This is a genomic window from Arthrobacter ulcerisalmonis (genome assembly GCF_900609065.1).
GTDB classification, from domain to species: domain Bacteria; phylum Actinomycetota; class Actinomycetes; order Actinomycetales; family Micrococcaceae; genus Arthrobacter; species Arthrobacter ulcerisalmonis.
The window spans coordinates 33,816-52,075 of the sequence record NZ_UXAU01000017.1; the positions used below are offsets into that span (position 1 = coordinate 33,816).

Consider the following 18,260-nt stretch of genomic DNA (forward strand, 5'->3'; position numbering starts at 1 on the left):
CCACAAAGTACCCTTGTGGACTGTGAAGGTACTTGTCATTGGCCCAGGAGGCCGCGAACACGCCATTATCCGCTCCCTGCTCGCTGACCCCGTTGTTACCGAGGTTCACGCAGCACCCGGCAACGCTGGCATCGGCGAGCTGGTCCCGACGCACGCCATCAACGGAAACGATCCTGCTGCTGTGGCAGCCTTGGCCACTGAACTGGCCGTCGACCTGGTGGTCGTAGGGCCCGAGGCGCCACTGGCCGCCGGCGTAGCTGACGCTGTTCGTGCCGCCGGAATCCCGGTCTTCGGTCCGGACAAGGCCGCCGCCCAACTTGAAGCGTCCAAGGCTTTCGCCAAGGAAATTATGGCCGAAGCGCAGGTTCCCACGGCCATGGCCCTGGTAGCCACCAACGCTGACGAAGCCGCGTCCGCCCTGGACACCTTTGGTGCGCCGTACGTGGTGAAGGACGACGGCCTGGCCGCTGGCAAGGGAGTTGTGGTCACCAAGGACCGCGACGAGGCCCTGGCCCACGCCCAGACCTGCTTCGACGCCGGCGGAACGGTAGTCATCGAGGAATTCCTTGACGGCCCCGAGGTCTCCCTCTTTGTCCTCTGCGACGGCCAAACCACCGTGGCGCTGTCCCCCGCCCAAGACTTCAAACGCATCTTCGATAACGACGAAGGCCCCAACACCGGCGGCATGGGTGCCTACACGCCGCTCGAATGGGCGCCACCCGGACTGGTCCAGGAAGTCATTGACCGGGTAGCCCAGCCCACCGTCAACGAGATGGCCCGCCGCGGCACCCCGTTCGTGGGAGTCCTGTTCGTTGGGTTGGCCTTGACCACCCGCGGCACCCGCGTCATCGAGTTCAACGTCAGGTTCGGGGACCCCGAAACTCAAGCTGTCCTGGCTCGTCTCAAAACTCCCCTCGGTTCCCTGCTCCTGGCAGCCGCCAAGGGCGAACTGGACCAGATCGAGGAGCTGCGCTGGTCGAAGGAGACGGCAGTCGCCGTCGTCGTCGCCGCCGAAAACTACCCGGACGCACCCCGCACCGGTGACCGGATCCGCGGGCTGAAGAAGGTTGATGCGCTGGACGGCGTGCATGTCATCCACGCCGGCACGGCGCTGGACGCCGACGGCAAGGTGATCTCCGCAGGTGGGCGCGTGCTCGCCGTCGTCGCGGTGGGCAACGATTTGGTGGCGGCCCGCGAAAAGGCGTACGACGGCGTTGAACTGGTTCAGTTGCCCGGCTCGCAGTTCCGCAGCGATATTGGCCGCAAGGCTGCGCGCAATGAAATCAAGGTGTCCGCAGCTGCCACGGGCGCCCTGCCGATCACGAAAGCGAAGGGCCTGGTATGAGCGAATCCGCCGCCCCGCGCGGGCTGGACACCGAAACCCTCGACCTGCCTGGCTGGACCCACATCTACTCGGGTAAGGTCCGGGACCTCTACGAACCGGCCGATCCCAGCATTGTGGAGCGCGTTGGCCAAGATTGCGTGCTGGTGGTTGCCAGCGACAGGATCAGCGCCTTTGACCATGTCCTGGCCAGCGAAATCCCAGACAAGGGCCGCATCCTCACCCAGCTGAGCCTGTGGTGGTTCGACCAGCTGAAGGTGGAGCACCATGTCCTGGCGTCCACGGTGGCAGATGGTGTTCCGGCCGCCGTCGAGGGCCGGGCCATGATCTGCAAGAAGTTGGATATGTTCCCGGTCGAATGCATCGCCCGCGGGTACCTGACGGGCTCCGGGCTGCAGGAATACCGGACCGACGGCACTGTCTGCAGCATCCCGCTCCCCGCCGGACTGGTGGACGGCTCACGCCTGGACCAGGCCATCTTCACCCCATCAGCCAAGGCGGAGGTGGGCGAGCACGACGAAAACATTACCTACGACGCCGTGGTGGGCATGGTGGGGGACGACGTGGCCGCCCGGCTCAGCGAACTGACCCTGAAGATCTATACGACGGCGGAAGCGATCGCCCGGGAGCGCGGCATTGTCCTCGCTGACACCAAGGTGGAATTCGGCTACGACGCCGTTTCGGGCGCCATCACCCTGGGTGATGAAGTGCTGACCCCGGACTCGTCCCGGTTCTGGGACCTAGCGACGTACCAGCCGGGCCAGGCACAGCCCTCCTACGACAAGCAGTACGTCCGTGATTGGCTCACGTCAGCCGAGTCCGGCTGGGACCGCGGCTCTGATACGCCGCCCCCTGCACTGCCCGCCGACGTAGTCGAACGGACGCGCAGCCGCTACGTCGAGGCGTACGAGAAGATCACCGGGCAGGCTTTCGCCTAGCCTCTCCTTGAGCGTCCTGCGGCCGTTGCTAGCTTGCCCTGGCAGCGGCCGCAGCCCGTTGCTGGGCGAGCTTGATTTCCAGGACGGCGTCGAGGGCCTGCTGGACCCGGTCTGCCGCACCTGCAGCGCTGAAGGACTTCTGCGCTTCCTGCAGGTAGTCGAGGGCCTCGTCCGTTTCGCCGGCGGCCTTGAGGGACTTGCCCAGGAGGAACGCCACTTCGCCTGACGTGTGCTTGGCCAGCGCCGCGCTTTCGTTGTGGATGGCCCGCAACTTGGCGACTGCCGCGTCGATGTCCCCGGTCAGGTACAGCCAGCGGGCGCGGATGAACGCGACCTCCAGCTCATCGCTCTTGGTGCCACCCACAATCGAGAACGCCAGTTCGGCCCGCTCGATCGAGGCCAGGGTTTCAGGTTCCACAATGCCGGAGGACAAACGGACCGCTGCAGACGCCTTGTTGAAGCGCGCCCAGAGTTCAATGTCGTTGGCGGGGGAGAGGAGCTTGGCGGCACGCTCGTGGTGGGCCACGCCTTCCACATAGTCATGGCGCATAAAGGCGACGTTGCCGATTACCCACGCCACCTCACCGGCAAGCTGGGACATGGAATGCTCATCCACCTGCTCATAGAGGGCCAGGCAGAACTTCCAGGCTTCATCCAGCCGGCCGCTCTCGGCCAAGGCGCCAATCAAGATACGGTGCGCGCCAATCAGGACGGTGGAGTTTCGGGGCAGGCTGACGGAGAGCTTCACTGCGTCCAAGGCGTGGTCGACAGCCAGCGACAGCTGGCCCTGGCCGTGGCACACCGCGGCAAGCATCTGCCGGGCCCTGACCCCGAGCCCGATCGACTCCGTGGCCATGGGGTGTTCGATCAGGCGCTCCACGATGTTGCGGCACTCCTGCAGCTGGCCTTGCTTCATGAGGCATTCAGCCTCCATATAGGTCATGTTCCACCAGGCGCTGGTGTTCTTGCCTTCCAGGGCGATCCGGGCGGCAGTGGAAGCGTGGCTGGCGGCCAACTGGTAATCGCGCAAGTCCCAGGCCTGACGGGCATACAGTCCGGCCAGGACGTATTCCGCGTCGCTGACGGAGATAGGTTGGCTCCAGGCCTCCAAGGCCTTGGGCGCCAACTCCAGCCGGCGGGCCAGTTCCTCGATGACTTCCGCCGTCGGCTCACGACGCCCGGTCTCCAGAAGGGAGATGTAGCTCGGGGAATACAAGTCTTTGCCCAACTCTGCCTGAGTCAGTCCGCGGTCCAGGCGCTCTGCCCGGAGCTTCTCGCCAAATCCGTTGCCCACAGGATTTCCTCCAATTCCGGGACCGTCTTTGGTGCAAAAGCTTGACAGTCCCTGTGGAAAACATTTTACAATGTATGTCAACAAGGACAGTGCTGGCTTTGTAACGAATCCGACTCGTATTGAGGAAACCCAACATGTTCAAAAAGATCGCATCAGCGGCCGTCCTGGCCGCTGCGCTGGCATTCTCCGCTGCGGCGCCGGCTGTCCTGTCCGCAGGCTCCGTCGTAGACAACTCGGCTACCAGCGTCGCAATCGGCAACTGGCCGGATCCCGCGTCCAAGACCACCAAGAACACCACCAAGACCACCAAGGTCACCGAGCCGACCAACACTGTCAGCCGGATCGGCAACTGGCCGGACCCCGCATAAACCGTCCTCACCTGATGGAGGCAAGGAGTGGCCCCCGAACTTCGGTTCCGGGGCCACTCCCGTTTTAAGCTGTCTTTCCTTGCGGCTCGGGGCCCCCGTCGGCTTCCGGCCGGCCGATCCTAAGCTTGTTCGCAGGTCAGAGCCTTCAAGCTTAGGTTCTGCGAACTAGCCTAGGTTTCGCGGGATCCGGGGAACAAAAAAGAGGGCCTCCGTATGGAGACCCTCTTTTTGTTTGGTCGGGATGACAGGATTTGAACCTGCGACCTCGTCGTCCCGAACGACGCGCGCTACCAAGCTGCGCCACATCCCGATCCGCTGCAAAAGCAACTTTTCAAGGATAGCGGATGGCCGTCTTGATGCGAAATCGGCTCAGACGAGGGAGTCTTTCCAGGCGCCATGCAGGTCGGCGAATCGGCCGCCGCCACTGATGAGGTCTGCGGGGCTGCCGTCCTCCACGATCCGGCCGTCATGGACCACCAGCACCCTGTCAGCGGTCTCCACCGTGGAGAGCCGGTGCGCGATGATCAAGGCGGTCCTGCTGGCCGCATCGGTGCCAGCAAGCAACTTGGCCAACCCCGCTTGCACCAGCCGCTCGGACGGAACATCCAGGGATGACGTGGCCTCATCAAGGATCAGCACCGCGGGCCGGGCCAGGAAAGCGCGGGCAAAGCTGATGAGCTGCCGCTGCCCCGATGACACCCTGCCGCCACGCTTGTTGACATCCGTGTCATATCCATCGGGCAATGCCGTGATGAAATCATGCGCTCCCACAGCCTTGGCGGCATCTTCGATTTCCGCCCGGGAGGCCTCCGGCCGGCCCAACGCGATGTTGTCCGCCACCGAGCCGCTGAAGAGGAATGCCTCCTGGGTGACCATCACAATGTTGCGGCGCAGATCGGTGCTGGTCAGGTCGCGCAGGTCCACCCCGTCCAGGGTCAGCGAGCCGTCGGACACGTCGTAGAAGCGGGCTATCAGCTTAGCCAGCGTGGACTTGCCAGCTCCGGTCTGACCTACCAACGCAACGGTTTGCCCGGCCGGGATGCTGAGGTTGAGCGTTGGCACGATCACAGGCCCATCGCCGTACCGGAATTCGACGTCGGTGAAGTCGACGCTGCCACGGGCGTCAGCCAACGCCACGGGGTGCTTGGGCGGCCTGACCGTGGGCACTTCCTCCAGGAGCCCGGACACCTTCTCCAAGGCTGCCTGCGCGCTCTGGAACGAGTTGTAGAACATGGCCATCTGGTCCACGGGCTGGAAGAACCGCTTCGTGGAGAGGATCAGCGCCAGCAGCACGCCAACGGCCAACTCGCCGCTGAGCACTCGGAATCCCCCGGTCAAGAGCACCACCGCCACGCAGACGTTGCCAATGAGTACCAGGCCTGGCTGGAAGATCCCGTTGAGGTTGATGGAACGGACGGTAACCAGCCGGTAGTCCTCGGCCAGTTCACCGAATCGCGTGGCGTTCTCCTTCTCCTTGCGGAAGGCCTTCACCGCGCGGATGCCGGTCATGGTCTCCACGAAGTGCACAATCAGCCGGGCCGAGACCACCCGGGACTCGCGGAACGCGATCTGCGAATGCTTCTGGTACCAACGGGACAGGAAGTACATGGGCACGCCGGCCGCAAGGACCAGCAGTCCACTCCGCCAATCCAAGACAAATATCGTGATAGCCGTAAACACCATGAACAGCAGGCCCGACGCCAAAGAGCTCACGCCTGAATCCAGGAGCTCACGCAGCGCCTCAAGATCGGACGTCTGCCGGGCGATGATCCTTCCGGAGGTGTACTTCTCGTGAAATTCCAGGCTCAGCCGCTGCGTGTGCCGGAAGACCCGCAGCCGCAGATCCAGCAACATCGACTGACTCAGCCGTGCGGTGGAGGTGACGTAAAGAGCGGTGAGCCCCGCCGTCGCGATCGCCGCCGAAAGATAGGCGACGCCGGTCAGCACCAACGGGACATTGTCGCCCGCCTGCAGGGCAGGCAGTGCGTTGTCGATGCCGAACGCGATCAGCGCTGGCCCTGCCACGCGCGCGGCCTGCGACAGCACCACCATGGCGATAGTCAGCCAGAACCGCAGCCGGACAGGCCGGATCAGGGACCCCAGCAAGGTGAGCGACCGCCGTCGGACAGCCTGACTTGCGCTCTTGCTGAGATGTGAATCGTCCTCATTGGCGGTGCCGAACGTGGTGCTCATCGGGAGGCCTCCTCTGCCTGGTCCTCAAGTTCGGAGAGCTCCGAGTCCAAGTCCCTGGGCTCCGGGTCCAGGCTGGCAATGACGTAGCGGTAGTGGGCGTTGGTGGCGAGCAGTTCAGCGTGCGTCCCGACGGCAGCGATCCTGCCCTCCTGCAACAGCGCCACCCGGTCCGCCAAGGAAACCGTGGATGGTCGGTGGGCCACGATGAGGGTGGTGGTGTCCTTGAGTACCTCGCGGAGTCGCGCCTCGACGAGTTCCTCGGTGTGGACGTCAAGGGCAGACAGCGGATCGTCCAGGACCAGGACCTGCGGGCGTGCGGCAATGGCGCGTGCCAGGGCGATCCGCTGGCGTTGGCCACCGGACAGGCTCAGGCCCTCCTCGCCGATCAGGGTGTCCAGGCCCTGCGGAAGTGAGTAGGAAAAGTGCGCCTGGGCAACGTCCAAGGCTTCCTCGAGGACCGCATCGGTCCGTTCCGACGCGCCCAGAAGCACGTTGTCCCGCACCGAATTAGAGAACAGGGTGGTGTCTTCGAAGGCCACGCCCACCACCTTGCGGAGCTCTTCGACGTCAAAGTCCCGCAGGTCCACGCCATCAATGCTGATGTCACCGGCAGTGACGTCGTACAGCCGCGGCACCAGCTGGAGCAGGGCACTCTTGCCGCTCCCCGTGATGCCCACTAGTGCCATGGTTTCGCCGGGCCGCACCGCCAGGGTGATGTCACGCAGAATCGGATTGTCCGGGGCATCGGCAAACGCAAAACTCGCGTTGTTGAAGGTCAGCGCGCCGCGCAGGTGATCGGGACGCTGGGGTGCTGGGGGAGAGGTGATGGTGTTGGGCGTGTCCATCACCTCGTAGTGACGGTCGACGGCGGTCTTGGCGGTCAGTGCCATGGCGAGCAGCATGCCGGAAAATTCTACGGGGGACGCGATCACTGCTGCCGTGGCGAAGAACGCCACCAACGCACCGATGCTGAGTTGGCCGCTGGCGCACAGCATGATGCCCACCACCAGCCCGGCGCCCAGCGCAAGTTCCGGGAGGAGCGTGACCACCAGGGTGAAGGATGCCTGGTGCCGCGCCTTTTCTATCTCCGTCTGGCGTAGCTCTTCTGCCTGCTCGTTGAAGTTCTCCAGCGCCTCTCGGCTTCGGCCGAACGCCTTGAGCACGCGGATGCCGTGGACTGACTCTTCCACGGTGGTGGCGAGGTCACCGGCTTGGTCCTGGCTGCGCCGGGCTACCTTGCTGAAGCGCGTGCGGAACCGGAAGCTGTACGCCATGATGGGCACGGCGGCGAACAGGAAGATGAGGGCCAACTGCCAGCTCATGGTGAACATGACGGCGATGCCGATCACCACGCTCAACGTGGTCACCACCAACATGATGGCGCCGAATGCCATCCAGCGGCGCAGGAAGTTCAAGTCCGTCATGGACCGGGACAGCAGCTGTCCGGAACCCCACCGGTCGTGGAAGGACACGGTCAGGTCCTGAAGTTGGCCGTACAGCGTGACGCGCATTCGCGTCTCAACAGTGGTGGCCGGGTTGATCACAAACTGTCGGCGCAGCGCCACCAGGACGGCCTCGGCAATACCGAGCACCAGGATGATGCCAGCGGAGATCCAGACCGCATCACCTGCCCCGCCGGGCCGCAGCGAGTCATTGATGAGTACCCGCAACACCTGCGGAATGGCCAGCGCCACCACACTGGCGAGGAGCGCGCAGACCAATCCCATGATGAGTCGCGGCATGATGGGCCGGACATGTGGGTAGAGGCGGCCGATAGATTGGAAAAATGATGTCTGCTTCGCCATACCTGCTTTTCGACCCCAACCAAAAGTAATTACCCGTAGCAACTACCCTATGCCATGGCGTGAGGCTGTTCACAGGGAGTCGGGTAGGGGTTGGCTTTGCTGGTGGGGCGTGCTGTCAGGCTGCGCCAGTTTCCTCACGGGCTGTCAGCGTGAGGAGGACCGCCTCGGGGCGGCACGCGATGCGGACCGGTGCGTAGCGTGAGGTGCCGATCCCGCCGGAGACGTTGACCGGCGTCGTGCGTCCGTTGCTTTCCCAGTTGTTGAGGCCCTTGGCCCGCCAGGTGGGGAGATCGCAGTTGGCCACCAGGGCGCCGTAGCCAGGGATGCAGATTTGGCCACCGTGGGTGTGGCCGGCGAGCAGGAGGTCGGCGCGATCGTTGGTGAAGTGGTCCAGGACGCGTTGGTAGGGCGCGTGGATCACGGCCACCCGCAGGTGGTCTTTGGCGTCCTGGTTGACGGTGCCACGTGGCCAGCCGGCGTACTTCTCGCGGTTCAGGTGGGGATCGTCCACACCGGAGAAGTCAAAGCGCAGGCCGTTCAACACCAAGGACTGGGTCCTGTTGGTTAAGTCCACCCAGCCGGCCATCCCGAAACCAGACCTGAGCTTCGGCCAGTCGAGTTCCACCGGCTTGGGCCGCTTGATGGAAGGACCGAACAGGTAGGAGGCGGGGTTCTTGAAGCTGGGCGCAAAGTAGTCATTCGAACCGGGCACAAAGACGCCCGGAACTTCGAGCAGCGGGCGGAGCGCCTCCAGCAGGGGATCGATGGCGTGCTGGTGGCTGAGGTTGTCGCCGGTGTTGACCACCAGGTCAGGCTTCAGGTCCGCGAGGGACTGGAGCCACGCGGCCTTGGTGTCCTGGCCGGGGACAAAGTGAATGTCGCTCAGGTGCAGGACGCGGAACGGAGCGTGTCCTGCAGGGAGGATGGCCAGCGATTCGTGGCGGACGCCAAACTGGTTCTTCTCCCAGAGCCCATAACCGGTGGCGGCGATCCCCGCTGCCAACCCGGCACCTGCTGTGACGGCAAAGCCGCGTCCGATCGAACGGACGCGGCTCGCCAGTGCGGCATTGATCTTCACGCGGGTCAGCCGTTGCCGCCAGCAGACGGTGCCGGCGCGGGCTGAGTAGCCTGTGCCGACGGCTGAGCCGGAGTAGCGGGGTTGGTGCGGGTAGGTGTGCCGTTCACCATGTTGCTGGGCGGCGCCGGGAAAGCATCGGTGCCGTAGTTCGGGGCGATCCGGGTCATGAAGTTGGAGAACATGGGACCGGCGATCATGTAACCGTCAATGCCTGGGTAGAACTTGCCGTTGATGGTGATGTTCTGTCCGGACCGTCCCTGGTCGCCCAGCGGGTCGCCAAACCAGGCTGCGGTGGCCAAGCCCGTGGTGTGGCCAACCACCCAGGTGGAGCCGTTGTTGTTGGAGGTACCGGTCTTGGCGCCAATCGGGAAGTTGGTGCGGGTGGAGAGCCTGGGCTGGATCAACGAGCCGGAACCGATGTTCATGACCTGCTGAAGCGCGTAGTTGACGCCGCGCGCCACCTCCGGCTTGAGCGCATCCCGGCAACTGGTGGACTGGGCGGGAAGATCCGCACCGGCCTGGTCCTTGACCCCGGTGATGGCGATCGCCTCGCAGTAGCGGCCGTCGTTGGCGAACGTCGCGAAGGCGCTGGCCATGGTCAGCGGCGAGGTCTGGGTGGAGCCCAGCAGGTTGCCCAGGGTGGACATGTCGATCTTGGGATTGGGGTCATCTGCTGTAGGCAGTCCGCTGTGGAGCCCAACAGCATCCACCACTTTCTGGATGCCGCAGAAGTCCAGCTGGGCTGCCGAGGCAAAGGTTACCGTGTTGATCGAGTTGTAGAGGCCTTCGAGGACCGTCAGCGGTCGGTACCACTGGGGTTCGGCGTTCTGCAGGTCATCCGCGGTTCCGAGCAACTGATTCTTCTGCGCCGTGCTGTAACCACCCGTGACGGTGCCGCAACTGTTGCGCCAGTTGAACCCCAGCGGGTAGACCCGCTGGGCACCGTTGACCACGGTGTTCATGGTCTTTCCCTCGTTGAGCCATTCGGCAAACGTGAAGGGCTTCATGGTGGAGCCGGGTTGCGCGCCGCCCATGCCGTTGAGGTCGTTGCCGTCCTTGTCCAGCTTGTCCACCCCGAAGTTCACCTGCGAGTCGAAGGCGCCCTCGGCAGGAAGGAAGCTGGTGTTCTGCGCCATGGTCACGATTTTGCCGGAGCCGGGCTGGACGGACACCATGGCGGCGCCCCACTTGTCCGGGTTGGCGCCGGCGGCGGCGTTGGACTGCTCCTGGGCAACAGCCTGCGCCGCCGGATCCAGGGTGGTGGTGATGGTCAGTCCGCCGCCGTAGATGACGCGCTGGCGTTCGGCTTTGGTGGCACCATAGGCAGGATTGTTTTCCAGCAGGTGCAGAACATAGTCGCAGAAGTACGGCGCCGTTGCGGCATAGGCGCAGCCCTGCTTGGGCTGCGTCACCTTGGTTTCCACCGGGGTGGCAACCGCTGCGTCATGATCGGCCTGGGTGATCTTGCCCTGGTTCAGCATGAGACCAAGGACCAAGTCGCGGCGTGCTTTGGCGTTGTCCGGGTTGGTGATGGGATCAAAGGCTGAGGGGCTGTTCACCACGCCCGCCAGCAGTGCTGCCTGGGGCAGGGTCAGGTCTTTGGCGCTGGTGCTGAAGAAAAACCGTGAGGCGGCTTCGATGCCGTAAGCGTTGACGTTGAAGAAGACGATGTTGAGGTACCCCTCAAGGATCTGGTCCTTGCTGAATTCCTTCTCCAAGGCAATGGCGAGCTTCATCTCACGGAGCTTGTCGCCAACACCCTTGTTGACGCCGTTGAGCTTGATGTCCTCGTCTTTGCCCTCGGCTGCGAGGTTGGCGTTCAAGACGTTGTTGACATACTGCTGGGTGATGGTCGAAGCACCCTGTTTGTTGCCGCGGGCGGTGGCCACCAAAGCCCGGAGAATACCTGTGGTGTCCACACCGCCGTGCTCATAGAACCGGCTGTCTTCCACCGCAATGACGGCTTCTTTCATGAACGGCGAGATGTTGTCCAGCGAAACCTTGGTGCGGTTCTCCTTGTAGAGACTGGCGATCTCGCTGCCGTCTGCGGCGAGGATCCTGGTGGTCTGGTTGGGCGGATCCACCTTCAACTCGGCGGGCAGCGTATCGAAGAACTCGATGGAACCGCTGGCAGCACTGCCCGAAACGGCAGCGGCCGGAACCAACAAGCCCGCCACCAAGACACCGCAAATAGCACTCACGCCAAGGAAAACAAGGATCTTTCCAAGGGTGGTTGCCGTGTTAAAGAGAGGGTTTTTGCGGTTCGCCATGTTTTCCACTTTACCGGCAAGGACTAGTCTTGTGCTCATGACCAAATGGGAGTACGCGACAATTCCGCTCATTATTCACGCAACAAAACAGATCCTGGACCAGTGGGGCGAGGACGGCTGGGAGCTCGTCCAGGTTGTCCCGGGCCCTGACGGCAACGGTCTGGTGGCCTACCTGAAGCGGGAGAAGCAGTAACATGACGAACCCCGCAGAGGGCACTGTTGGCGCGGAATCCGCGCCAACATCCGCCGTCGAAAAGCGACTTGCCGAGCTGGGAATCACCCTCCCCGCAGTGGCCGCTCCGGTGGCCGCCTACGTGCCTGCCGTGATCTCCGGCAACCACGTCTACACCGCCGGCCAGCTGCCCTTTATTAACGGCAAACTCGAAGCTACGGGCAAGGTTTCCACCGGCAACGAGGGCACCCTCGATGAGCCTGCCATCTCGCCGGAGGACGCTCACAAGTACGCCGCGATTTGCGCCGTGAACGCCTTGGCAGCCATCAAGAGCGTCATCGGCGATCTTGACCGGGTCACCCGAATTGTCAAAGTTGTTGGTTTCGTCTCCTCGGACCCTAGCTTCACCGGACAGCCCGCCGTCATCAACGGTGCGTCCGAACTGTTGGGCCGCGTCTTTGGTGAGGCAGGACAGCACGCCCGTTCCGCCGTCGGCGTTTCCGTCCTGCCATTGGATTCACCGGTGGAAGTCGAATTGATCGCGGAATTCAGCTAGGTCCGGTCGTTTCCTTTGCCTCAGTTAGCTCGTCGCCTGTTTGCCCTCCCCGCCGATCTGGAGGGCGCAGCGCAAGGGTGGCTTGAACACGGCGAGCGGTCCCCCCGGACCGCCCGCCTGGCCTCTTCTGTTGTACTTTTGCGCGATTCGCCCACGGGGTTGGAAACGTGGCTGGCTTACCGGCCCGGCTCCTCGCCGTTGGGTGTTTTGGCGTTTCCGGGTGGCTCGTTGGACGCGTCCGACGACGATCCCATCGGTTGGTTGGGCCCCTCACCGCAGCAGTGGGCCGAGCAGATGGGAACGGACGACGTCGGGCTGGCTCGCCGGCACGTTGTGGGGGCCATCCGCGAACTGTTTGAAGAGACGGGACTGCTCCTTGCCGGCCCTGACATGTCCAGCACCGTGGAGGGTACCTTCTCGCACGAGTGGATGCGGGCCCGGTTGGCCGTAGCCGAACAGGAAGACACGTTGGGCCGGATCCTGGCCAAGCGCGGCCTGCTGTTGCGCACTGACCTGCTGAAATCCCTGGTCAACTGGCGTAGCCCCGACTTCGCGCACCGCCGGTTCGATACCCGCTACTTCGCCGCCACCATTCCTTTGGGCCAGCAGCCCAGCCTGCTGGAGGGGCGTGGCATGTGGGGGCGCTGGGTGAATGCCAGTTCCGTCATCGGGGCCCGTGACACCGCCGAGTTGGGCGACGAGGTTGGCCAGGAAAACACTGTTGGCCGGACGCTTGGCACGCTGCTGGTACCCGGCTCGGAGATCATGTTGGAGAAGATGGCGGCCTCGAACGGGTGCATCGCCTACCTCAGCTACAAACGGAAGTCGCACGTCTACCAGCCCACGCTCGTGGACGACGCCGGTACCCTCAAACTCGAGGTCGAAGCCGCCAAGACGGTGGCCGGCGAACCTCAGCGCGAACGCTAACCCTCCCGGAGCTGTTGCGCTGTTTTGGCGAACGCCCCCGGACATCTGGCGGGGCCGTCGTCGAGCCTTCGGTGCGCTACGGAACCCTCCCGGAGCTCTTACGTGCTTTTGCTAAACGCTCCCGGACATCTGGTGACGAACGACGGCGGTTGTAGCCCCGGCAGCAACGCCCAACTTCCTCGCAAATACGGATGTCCGGGAGGGTTGGTAAATCCGTCGTAAGTGCTCCGGGAGGGTTGATGGTTCGGGCGTAAGTGCTCCGGGAGGGTTAACTGATGAAGGCCGCCCCCAAGGGAGCGGCCTTCACCAGTTACCGCTAGCGGCGGAACTGGAAACTAACGGGAGCGCTGGCGCAGGCGCTGCATGTCCAGGATGACCACGGCGCGTGCTTCGAGCCGCAGCCACCCGCGCTGGACGAACTCGGCCAAGGCCTTGTTGACCGTTTCACGCGAAGCCCCCACCAACTGCGCGAGCTCTTCCTGGGTGAGCTCGTGGGCTACCAGCACACCATCGGTAGCGGGGCGGCCGAAGCGGTCTGCGAGATCGAGCAGCGCCTTGGCCACACGGCCGGGAACGTCGGAGAAGACCAGGTCAGACAGCGAGTCGTTGGTGCGGCGCAGCCTGCGGGCAAGTGCCTGGAGCAGCTGCGCGGAAACCTCGGGCCGCGTCCGGAGTAGGCCGTTGAGGCTCTCATTCTTGAGCCCGGCAAGTCGCGTCTCAGACACGGCGGTGGCCGTGGCGGTGCGGGGGCTCGGGTCAAAGAGGGCCATCTCGCCAAAGAGTTCGCCCGGGCCAAGGATGGCAAGGAGCGACTCGCGGCCGTCCGGGGACGTCCTGCCCAGTTTCACCTTGCCGGAGACGATGAAGTAGAGCTGATCGCCCTGGTCGCCTTCGCGGAACACGGATGCGCCGCGGGACAGGTCCACCTCGGTCAGCTCATCCGTCAGCAGACGGAATGCTTCGTCGTCGAGCGTGGCGAAAAGGGGTGCTCGGCGCAGTACCTCGATGTCCATTAAATTCTCCTGAGTAAAAAGTGGGGGCGATGGCTCTTTTGCCATTGTTTCAGAACTTTCATCGTTCTGTGACGAACTTGGCACCGGAAGCGCCTGAATGACGTGCGCACACAGTCATAATGCGGCTGGCTGGGCTGGTTGGCGCGCCGCGAGGGCTACCCCGCCAGCATCTAGGCGCTCCCGCCTTCGCGCACCCAGAGGTTTGTCAGACACCGCCCTTAGAATGGACTTTCACTTGTTGATAAGGAGCCTTAGTGGTCGGCTTGACGATCTTGGACCTCGTGCTCATCCTCGCGCTGGTGTCCTACTTGGTGTACGGCCTTCGCAATGGCTTCCTGGTCACCGTGGGCGGCATCGTTGGGTTCGCCGCTGGCGCAATAGCTGCATTCTTCGCGGTTCCACTGGTCAGCGGCTACGTCCCAGACCCGGCGTGGCGGCTGACCGCCACCATCGCCGCCGCCATCGTCCTGGTCCTCCTGGGTCACGGCCTGGGCACCATGGTGGGGCGGCAGATCCGCGGCGTCATGCGGATTCAGCCCCTCCGAGCCATAGACCGGCTGATTGGCGGGGTAGTCAACGTGGCCGTCTCGGCACTGGTGATGTCCATGCTCGCCTTCAGCGTCAGTTCCTTGGGCGTGCCCGTGATCTCGCAACAACTGGCAGAATCCAAGGTCATCCGCTTCATCGACGGACTCACCCCCACTCCGGTGAAAGCAACCATGGCTCAGCTGCGGTCAACGGTTATTGGCACCGGAATTCCTGTCCTTCTTGAGGGCCTGGATCAGGCGCCCACCGTGGCCGCGCCAAACGCTGCCACTGACACGCCCGCGCTCAATCGGGCGGCGGAGTCCGTCCTGCGGATCGCTGGCACCGCCTACCAGTGCGGCCAGAACCAGACGGGCACCGGTTTCGTTGTAGCCACGGACAGGGTGGTCACCAACGCCCATGTCGTTGCGGGCGTGTCGCAGCCCGTGGTGGAACTCCCGGGCGGCGATGCGCTGCAGGGCCGCGTTGTCTACTTCGACCCTCGCCACGACTTGGCCGTCCTGGCCGTTGACGGTTTGCCCGCCTCGCCGCTGCCGTTCAGCGCTGATCTGTCCAGCGGCAGTGCCGCAGCGTTCGCCGGCTATCCGCACGGTGGGCCGTTCCAATCGAAGCCCGCCACCGTGCAGGACATTGCAACGGTGCTGGTTCCGGACATTTACGGCAACAACCCTGCGCCGGAGGATATCTACCGGCTGGCGGGCGACGTCCAACCAGGCAACTCCGGCGGGCCGCTGCTCACCACCGACGGCCAGGTAGCAGGTGTCATTTTCGCGAAAGCCACCTCCGGATCGGAAACAGGCTTCGCGATCACCATGGACGATCTGAACCCCGTGGCAGCTCAGGCAGCGGCACTGTCCAGCCCGGTGTCGTCCGGGCAGTGCATCCAAAAGTAGCTAGAGCACCTCGGCCAGGTACTCGACGGCCAGCCGGTAGCCGGTTACGCCCGCGCCCACGATGACCGCCGCGCACACCCCCGAAAGGTAGGAGTGGTGCCGGAATTCTTCGCGCTGGTGGACGTTGGTGATGTGAACCTCGACGGCGGGAAGCTGGACAGCAGCCAGGGCGTCACGGAGCGCCACTGACGTATGCGTGAACGCGCCGGCGTTGATGACGATTCCGACGGCGGTCTCCCGGGCAGCATGGATAGCATCCAGCAGGACACCTTCGTGATTGGACTGGACGCACTGCACCGCGAAACCGTGTGCCGCTGCTGCGTCTGCCGCCAGCTGCTCCACGTCTGCGAGGGTGGACGTGCCGTACTTTTCGGGCTCGCGGGTGCCCAGAAGGTTCAAGTTGGGGCCGTTGATCACCAGGATGGTGCCACGGCCGGCAGAGGGGGCTGAGGTCATACAGGCCAATCTATCTCGTCAGCGGGGTGCCGGACGTCCTCGAACCGTCGCCGCCCCTTGTCCCGCCATCTCGCACAGGGCGGGCAGGGGCGACGCCGGAGGTTAGACCGCCGTGACCTTCAACAGGACTGCGTGCTCCGGGTACAGGGCCGGCATGGGCAGGCCCACCTCGGCCAGGAACTTCCCGGAGGCAACGGCGCCACCAGCGAGCCAGCCCGGTGGCTGGACGTGCGCGAACGTATGCTCGTGATCGGCGTCGTCAGGGGTGGGGAAGATAGCTTCGACGCGGTAGCTGCGTGCGTCCTCGAGCCCCGGAATCCCCAGCCGGCCGGGCTGTTCCGCCGCCTGGCTGCGGGTACTGACCAGCGCAAACAGGGCCGCCGTCGTGCCTTCCGCAACGGTGCCCGTGGCGGTGACGCCGTGCAGGATCAGGGCGTCGTCGGCGAGGTCGGCGGTGACCCGGGTGCCGCTGTGGATGAGGGCGCGGTGTTCCTTGTACAGTCCCACAAACCGGCGCAGTTCATCGCGTGCTGCGCCCTGGACCGAGCGGACGTCCCACTCCATGCCGAAGTGGCCGAACAGGGCCGTGATGGCGCGGAACGAGAGGTCGTGCGTCCGGGCCGTGGTGTGCGAGGTGGTGGGACCAATGTGGCTGCCCACGAGTTCCGGGGGCACCACGGCTCCGGTCCAGCGCTGGATGGTCTGCCGCTCCAGCGCGTCATTGCAATCCGACGCCCAGATCCGGTCCGTGTGGTCCAGGATGCCCAGGTCCACGCGTGCGCCGCCTGAGGAGCAGCTTTCAATTTCGACGCCGGGGTGTGCTGCCCGCAGCGCATCGAACAGTCGGTAGGCGGCGAGGGTCTGTTCGTGGACGGATGGGCGGCCGGCGTGGCCGTGCTCAGTCTGGTCCCGGTTCTGGTCCCATTTGAGGTAACTGATGTTGTTTTCGCTGAGCAGGGCATCGATGCGGGTAAAGATGTACTGCCACGCTTCCGGGTTCACCAGGTCGATGACGTGCTGGTTGCGCCATTCCAGCGGCAACCGGCCACCGTCCTTGGATGAGCGGGCAGACGGGCCCACGATCCACTCCGGGTGTGCGCGGGCCACGTCCGAGTCCAGGTTGATCATTTCGGGTTCCACCCACAGACCAAATTCCATCCCGCGGCTGGTGACGGCGTCGATCAGCGGGGTGAGGCCAGCCGGCCACACCGTCTCGTCGACGAACCAGTCGCCCAGACCAGCGTGATCGTCGCGACGGCCGCGGAACCAGCCGTCGTCGAGCACGAAGCGCTCTACGCCCAGGTCAGCCGCGGAGTCGGCGAGCTCAACCAGCGTCTCAAGGTTGTGGTCGAAGTAAACGGCTTCCCAGGTGTTGAGCACCACGGGGCGCGGCTTCTTGGCGGCAGCGCCGGCAGGCAAGCCGGACAGGTCGGTGCCGGCTGCAGGAGCTACGTGGTGCGGGCGGGCCCGGAACCAGCTGTAGAACGCGGCAGTGATCCCGTCGATGCCGGTGTTGGAGTACGCAGCAAACAGTGCGGGTGCGCTGTAGCTGGCCCCGGGCGCCAGGACCACCTCAGCGGAACCCAGCAGCTCGGAGGCGCCGATGACTGTCCGGCCGTCACCCAGGGTGTCGGTGAAGTGCTCATGGTTGCCGCTCCAGGCGAGGTGCGTGGCCCAGACCTGGCCGCTTCGGTTGCTGAAGCCGGGTGTTCCCGCGGCGAACAGGAGTGAGGAGTCGTGGCCGGTCCTGCCGTGGCGGCCGGACCGGACCCACGTGCCCTGCTGGATGGAGCGGCGTTGCGGGTGGCGTTCCCGGCACCAGCGGCCGGTGAGGTCGAGCAGTTCGGTGGCTGCCGGCGAGACGGGCAGGACTGTGGCAAGCTCATCGACCTGGAAGTTGGTGCTGCCGTCATTGGTGAGGGTGTGCCGCACTTCCAGCAGGCCGCCGTCGTGCAGCGTGAGGCTGGAGGCGATGCTGATACCGGCGGCAGCGTCCGCCTGAACGATCAGCGCCGAGCGGTCTGTCCCCGTGGCCGAGACGACCCGGAGGCGGGCGGCGAAGTCGAGGCCACCCACGCCGTCGATGATCCGGTGGCCGCGGAGTGCGGGCCGGCCGCGCCATGCGGACGAGGCCTGGGGGAGCAGCCCGGCCGGAACCCGGGCATCGATGGCGGAGTTGGTGATGGGCTCAACCAGGATGCCAAGGTCCGGGAGCTCAGCACCCAGATCGGCGCCCCAATGGATCACCTCTGCCTCTCCAGTGGCGAAGCTGATCAGCAGGCTGGTGCCGGCGGAACGGAGGTGCAGGGGATCCATGGAGTTCACTTTCGGGTGTGGGATCTACAGGGTCAGAAGGCAAGGGGTGACGGCGGATCCGGTTTGGGCGGACGCCGCAGCCAAGGATGAGGT

The 18,260-nt window shown here is 64.6% G+C and carries 15 protein-coding genes and 1 tRNA gene; 7 read left to right on the forward strand and 9 right to left on the reverse strand.

Annotation, left to right across the window (positions count from 1 at the left end; all coding sequences use genetic code 11):
- Positions 1–22 precede the first annotated feature (22 nt).
- On the forward strand, positions 23–1,345 hold the full coding sequence (gene purD / locus PSET11_RS05055) for a phosphoribosylamine--glycine ligase (RefSeq protein WP_124091028.1): 1,323 nt from the start codon (positions 23–25) through the stop codon (positions 1,343–1,345).
- The gene (locus tag PSET11_RS05060; protein ID WP_124091029.1) at positions 1,342–2,280 is read left to right on the forward strand and encodes a phosphoribosylaminoimidazolesuccinocarboxamide synthase; all 939 of its coding nucleotides are present in this window, start codon (positions 1,342–1,344) and stop codon (positions 2,278–2,280) included. Before purD ends, PSET11_RS05060 begins: the two co-directional genes overlap by 4 nt.
- Positions 2,281–2,308: 28 nt before the next feature.
- On the opposite strand, the gene PSET11_RS05065 is transcribed toward PSET11_RS05060, so the two are convergent.
- On the reverse strand, positions 2,309–3,574 hold the full coding sequence (locus PSET11_RS05065; protein ID WP_124091030.1) for a helix-turn-helix domain-containing protein: 1,266 nt from the start codon (positions 3,572–3,574) through the stop codon (positions 2,309–2,311).
- A gap of 134 nt (positions 3,575–3,708) precedes the next feature.
- On the opposite strand from PSET11_RS05065, the gene PSET11_RS05070 reads away from it, so the two are divergent.
- Positions 3,709–3,942 carry a hypothetical protein gene (locus PSET11_RS05070; protein ID WP_124091031.1) on the forward strand — a complete coding sequence of 78 codons (234 nt, stop codon included), beginning with the start codon at positions 3,709–3,711 and terminating at the stop codon, positions 3,940–3,942.
- A 233-nt stretch (positions 3,943–4,175) separates the two neighbouring features.
- Here the strand turns inward: PSET11_RS05070 and PSET11_RS05075 are convergent.
- The 5 genes from PSET11_RS05075 to PSET11_RS05095 all read right to left on the reverse strand — a co-directional run bounded on the left by PSET11_RS05075 (position 4,176) and on the right by PSET11_RS05095 (position 11,288).
- Positions 4,176–4,252, reverse strand: a tRNA-Pro gene (locus PSET11_RS05075).
- 59 nt (positions 4,253–4,311) lie between these two features.
- Positions 4,312–6,135, reverse strand: coding sequence for an ABC transporter ATP-binding protein (locus tag PSET11_RS05080; protein ID WP_124091032.1), 1,824 nt, complete (start codon positions 6,133–6,135; stop codon positions 4,312–4,314).
- Positions 6,132–7,940, reverse strand: a complete 1,809-nt coding sequence (locus PSET11_RS05085; protein WP_124091033.1) for an ABC transporter ATP-binding protein — start codon at positions 7,938–7,940, stop codon at positions 6,132–6,134. Before PSET11_RS05085 ends, PSET11_RS05080 begins: the two co-directional genes overlap by 4 nt.
- Before the next feature lie 115 nt (positions 7,941–8,055).
- Positions 8,056–9,018 (reverse strand): metallophosphoesterase, encoded by a 963-nt coding sequence (locus PSET11_RS05090; RefSeq protein ID WP_124091034.1) that lies wholly within the window; start codon positions 9,016–9,018, stop codon positions 8,056–8,058.
- Between the two features lie 5 nt (positions 9,019–9,023).
- Complete coding sequence (locus tag PSET11_RS05095) at positions 9,024–11,288, reverse strand: transglycosylase domain-containing protein (protein ID WP_124091050.1); 2,265 nt, start codon at positions 11,286–11,288, stop codon at positions 9,024–9,026.
- A gap of 37 nt (positions 11,289–11,325) precedes the next feature.
- On the opposite strand from PSET11_RS05095, the gene sp36 reads away from it, so the two are divergent.
- Genes sp36 through PSET11_RS05110 form a run of 3 tightly spaced genes read left to right on the forward strand, consistent with a single transcriptional unit; the run spans position 11,326 to position 12,943 of the window.
- Positions 11,326–11,481 carry a Sp36 family protein gene (gene sp36, locus PSET11_RS05100; RefSeq protein ID WP_009359196.1) on the forward strand — a complete coding sequence of 52 codons (156 nt, stop codon included), beginning with the start codon at positions 11,326–11,328 and terminating at the stop codon, positions 11,479–11,481.
- A gap of 1 nt (position 11,482) precedes the next feature.
- Positions 11,483–12,016, forward strand: coding sequence for a RidA family protein (locus PSET11_RS05105; protein WP_124091035.1), 534 nt, complete (start codon positions 11,483–11,485; stop codon positions 12,014–12,016).
- Positions 12,017–12,031: 15 nt separating this feature from the next.
- On the forward strand, positions 12,032–12,943 hold the full coding sequence (locus PSET11_RS05110; protein WP_124091036.1) for an NUDIX hydrolase: 912 nt from the start codon (positions 12,032–12,034) through the stop codon (positions 12,941–12,943).
- A 335-nt stretch (positions 12,944–13,278) separates the two neighbouring features.
- On the opposite strand, the gene PSET11_RS05115 is transcribed toward PSET11_RS05110, so the two are convergent.
- On the reverse strand, positions 13,279–13,956 hold the full coding sequence (locus PSET11_RS05115) for a Crp/Fnr family transcriptional regulator (protein ID WP_123254700.1): 678 nt from the start codon (positions 13,954–13,956) through the stop codon (positions 13,279–13,281).
- Positions 13,957–14,210: 254 nt separating this feature from the next.
- Here PSET11_RS05115 and PSET11_RS05120 point away from each other — a divergent pair, with 254 nt between their 5' ends.
- Positions 14,211–15,395 carry a MarP family serine protease gene (locus PSET11_RS05120; protein WP_124091037.1) on the forward strand — a complete coding sequence of 395 codons (1,185 nt, stop codon included), beginning with the start codon at positions 14,211–14,213 and terminating at the stop codon, positions 15,393–15,395.
- Here the strand turns inward: PSET11_RS05120 and aroQ are convergent, their stop codons facing one another.
- Both aroQ and PSET11_RS05130 read right to left on the reverse strand, forming a co-directional pair.
- The gene (aroQ, locus tag PSET11_RS05125; RefSeq protein ID WP_124091038.1) at positions 15,396–15,851 is read right to left on the reverse strand and encodes a type II 3-dehydroquinate dehydratase; all 456 of its coding nucleotides are present in this window, start codon (positions 15,849–15,851) and stop codon (positions 15,396–15,398) included.
- A 102-nt stretch (positions 15,852–15,953) separates the two neighbouring features.
- Positions 15,954–18,167, reverse strand: coding sequence for an alpha-galactosidase (locus PSET11_RS05130; RefSeq protein ID WP_124091039.1), 2,214 nt, complete (start codon positions 18,165–18,167; stop codon positions 15,954–15,956).
- Between the last annotated feature and the right edge of the window lie 93 nt (positions 18,168–18,260).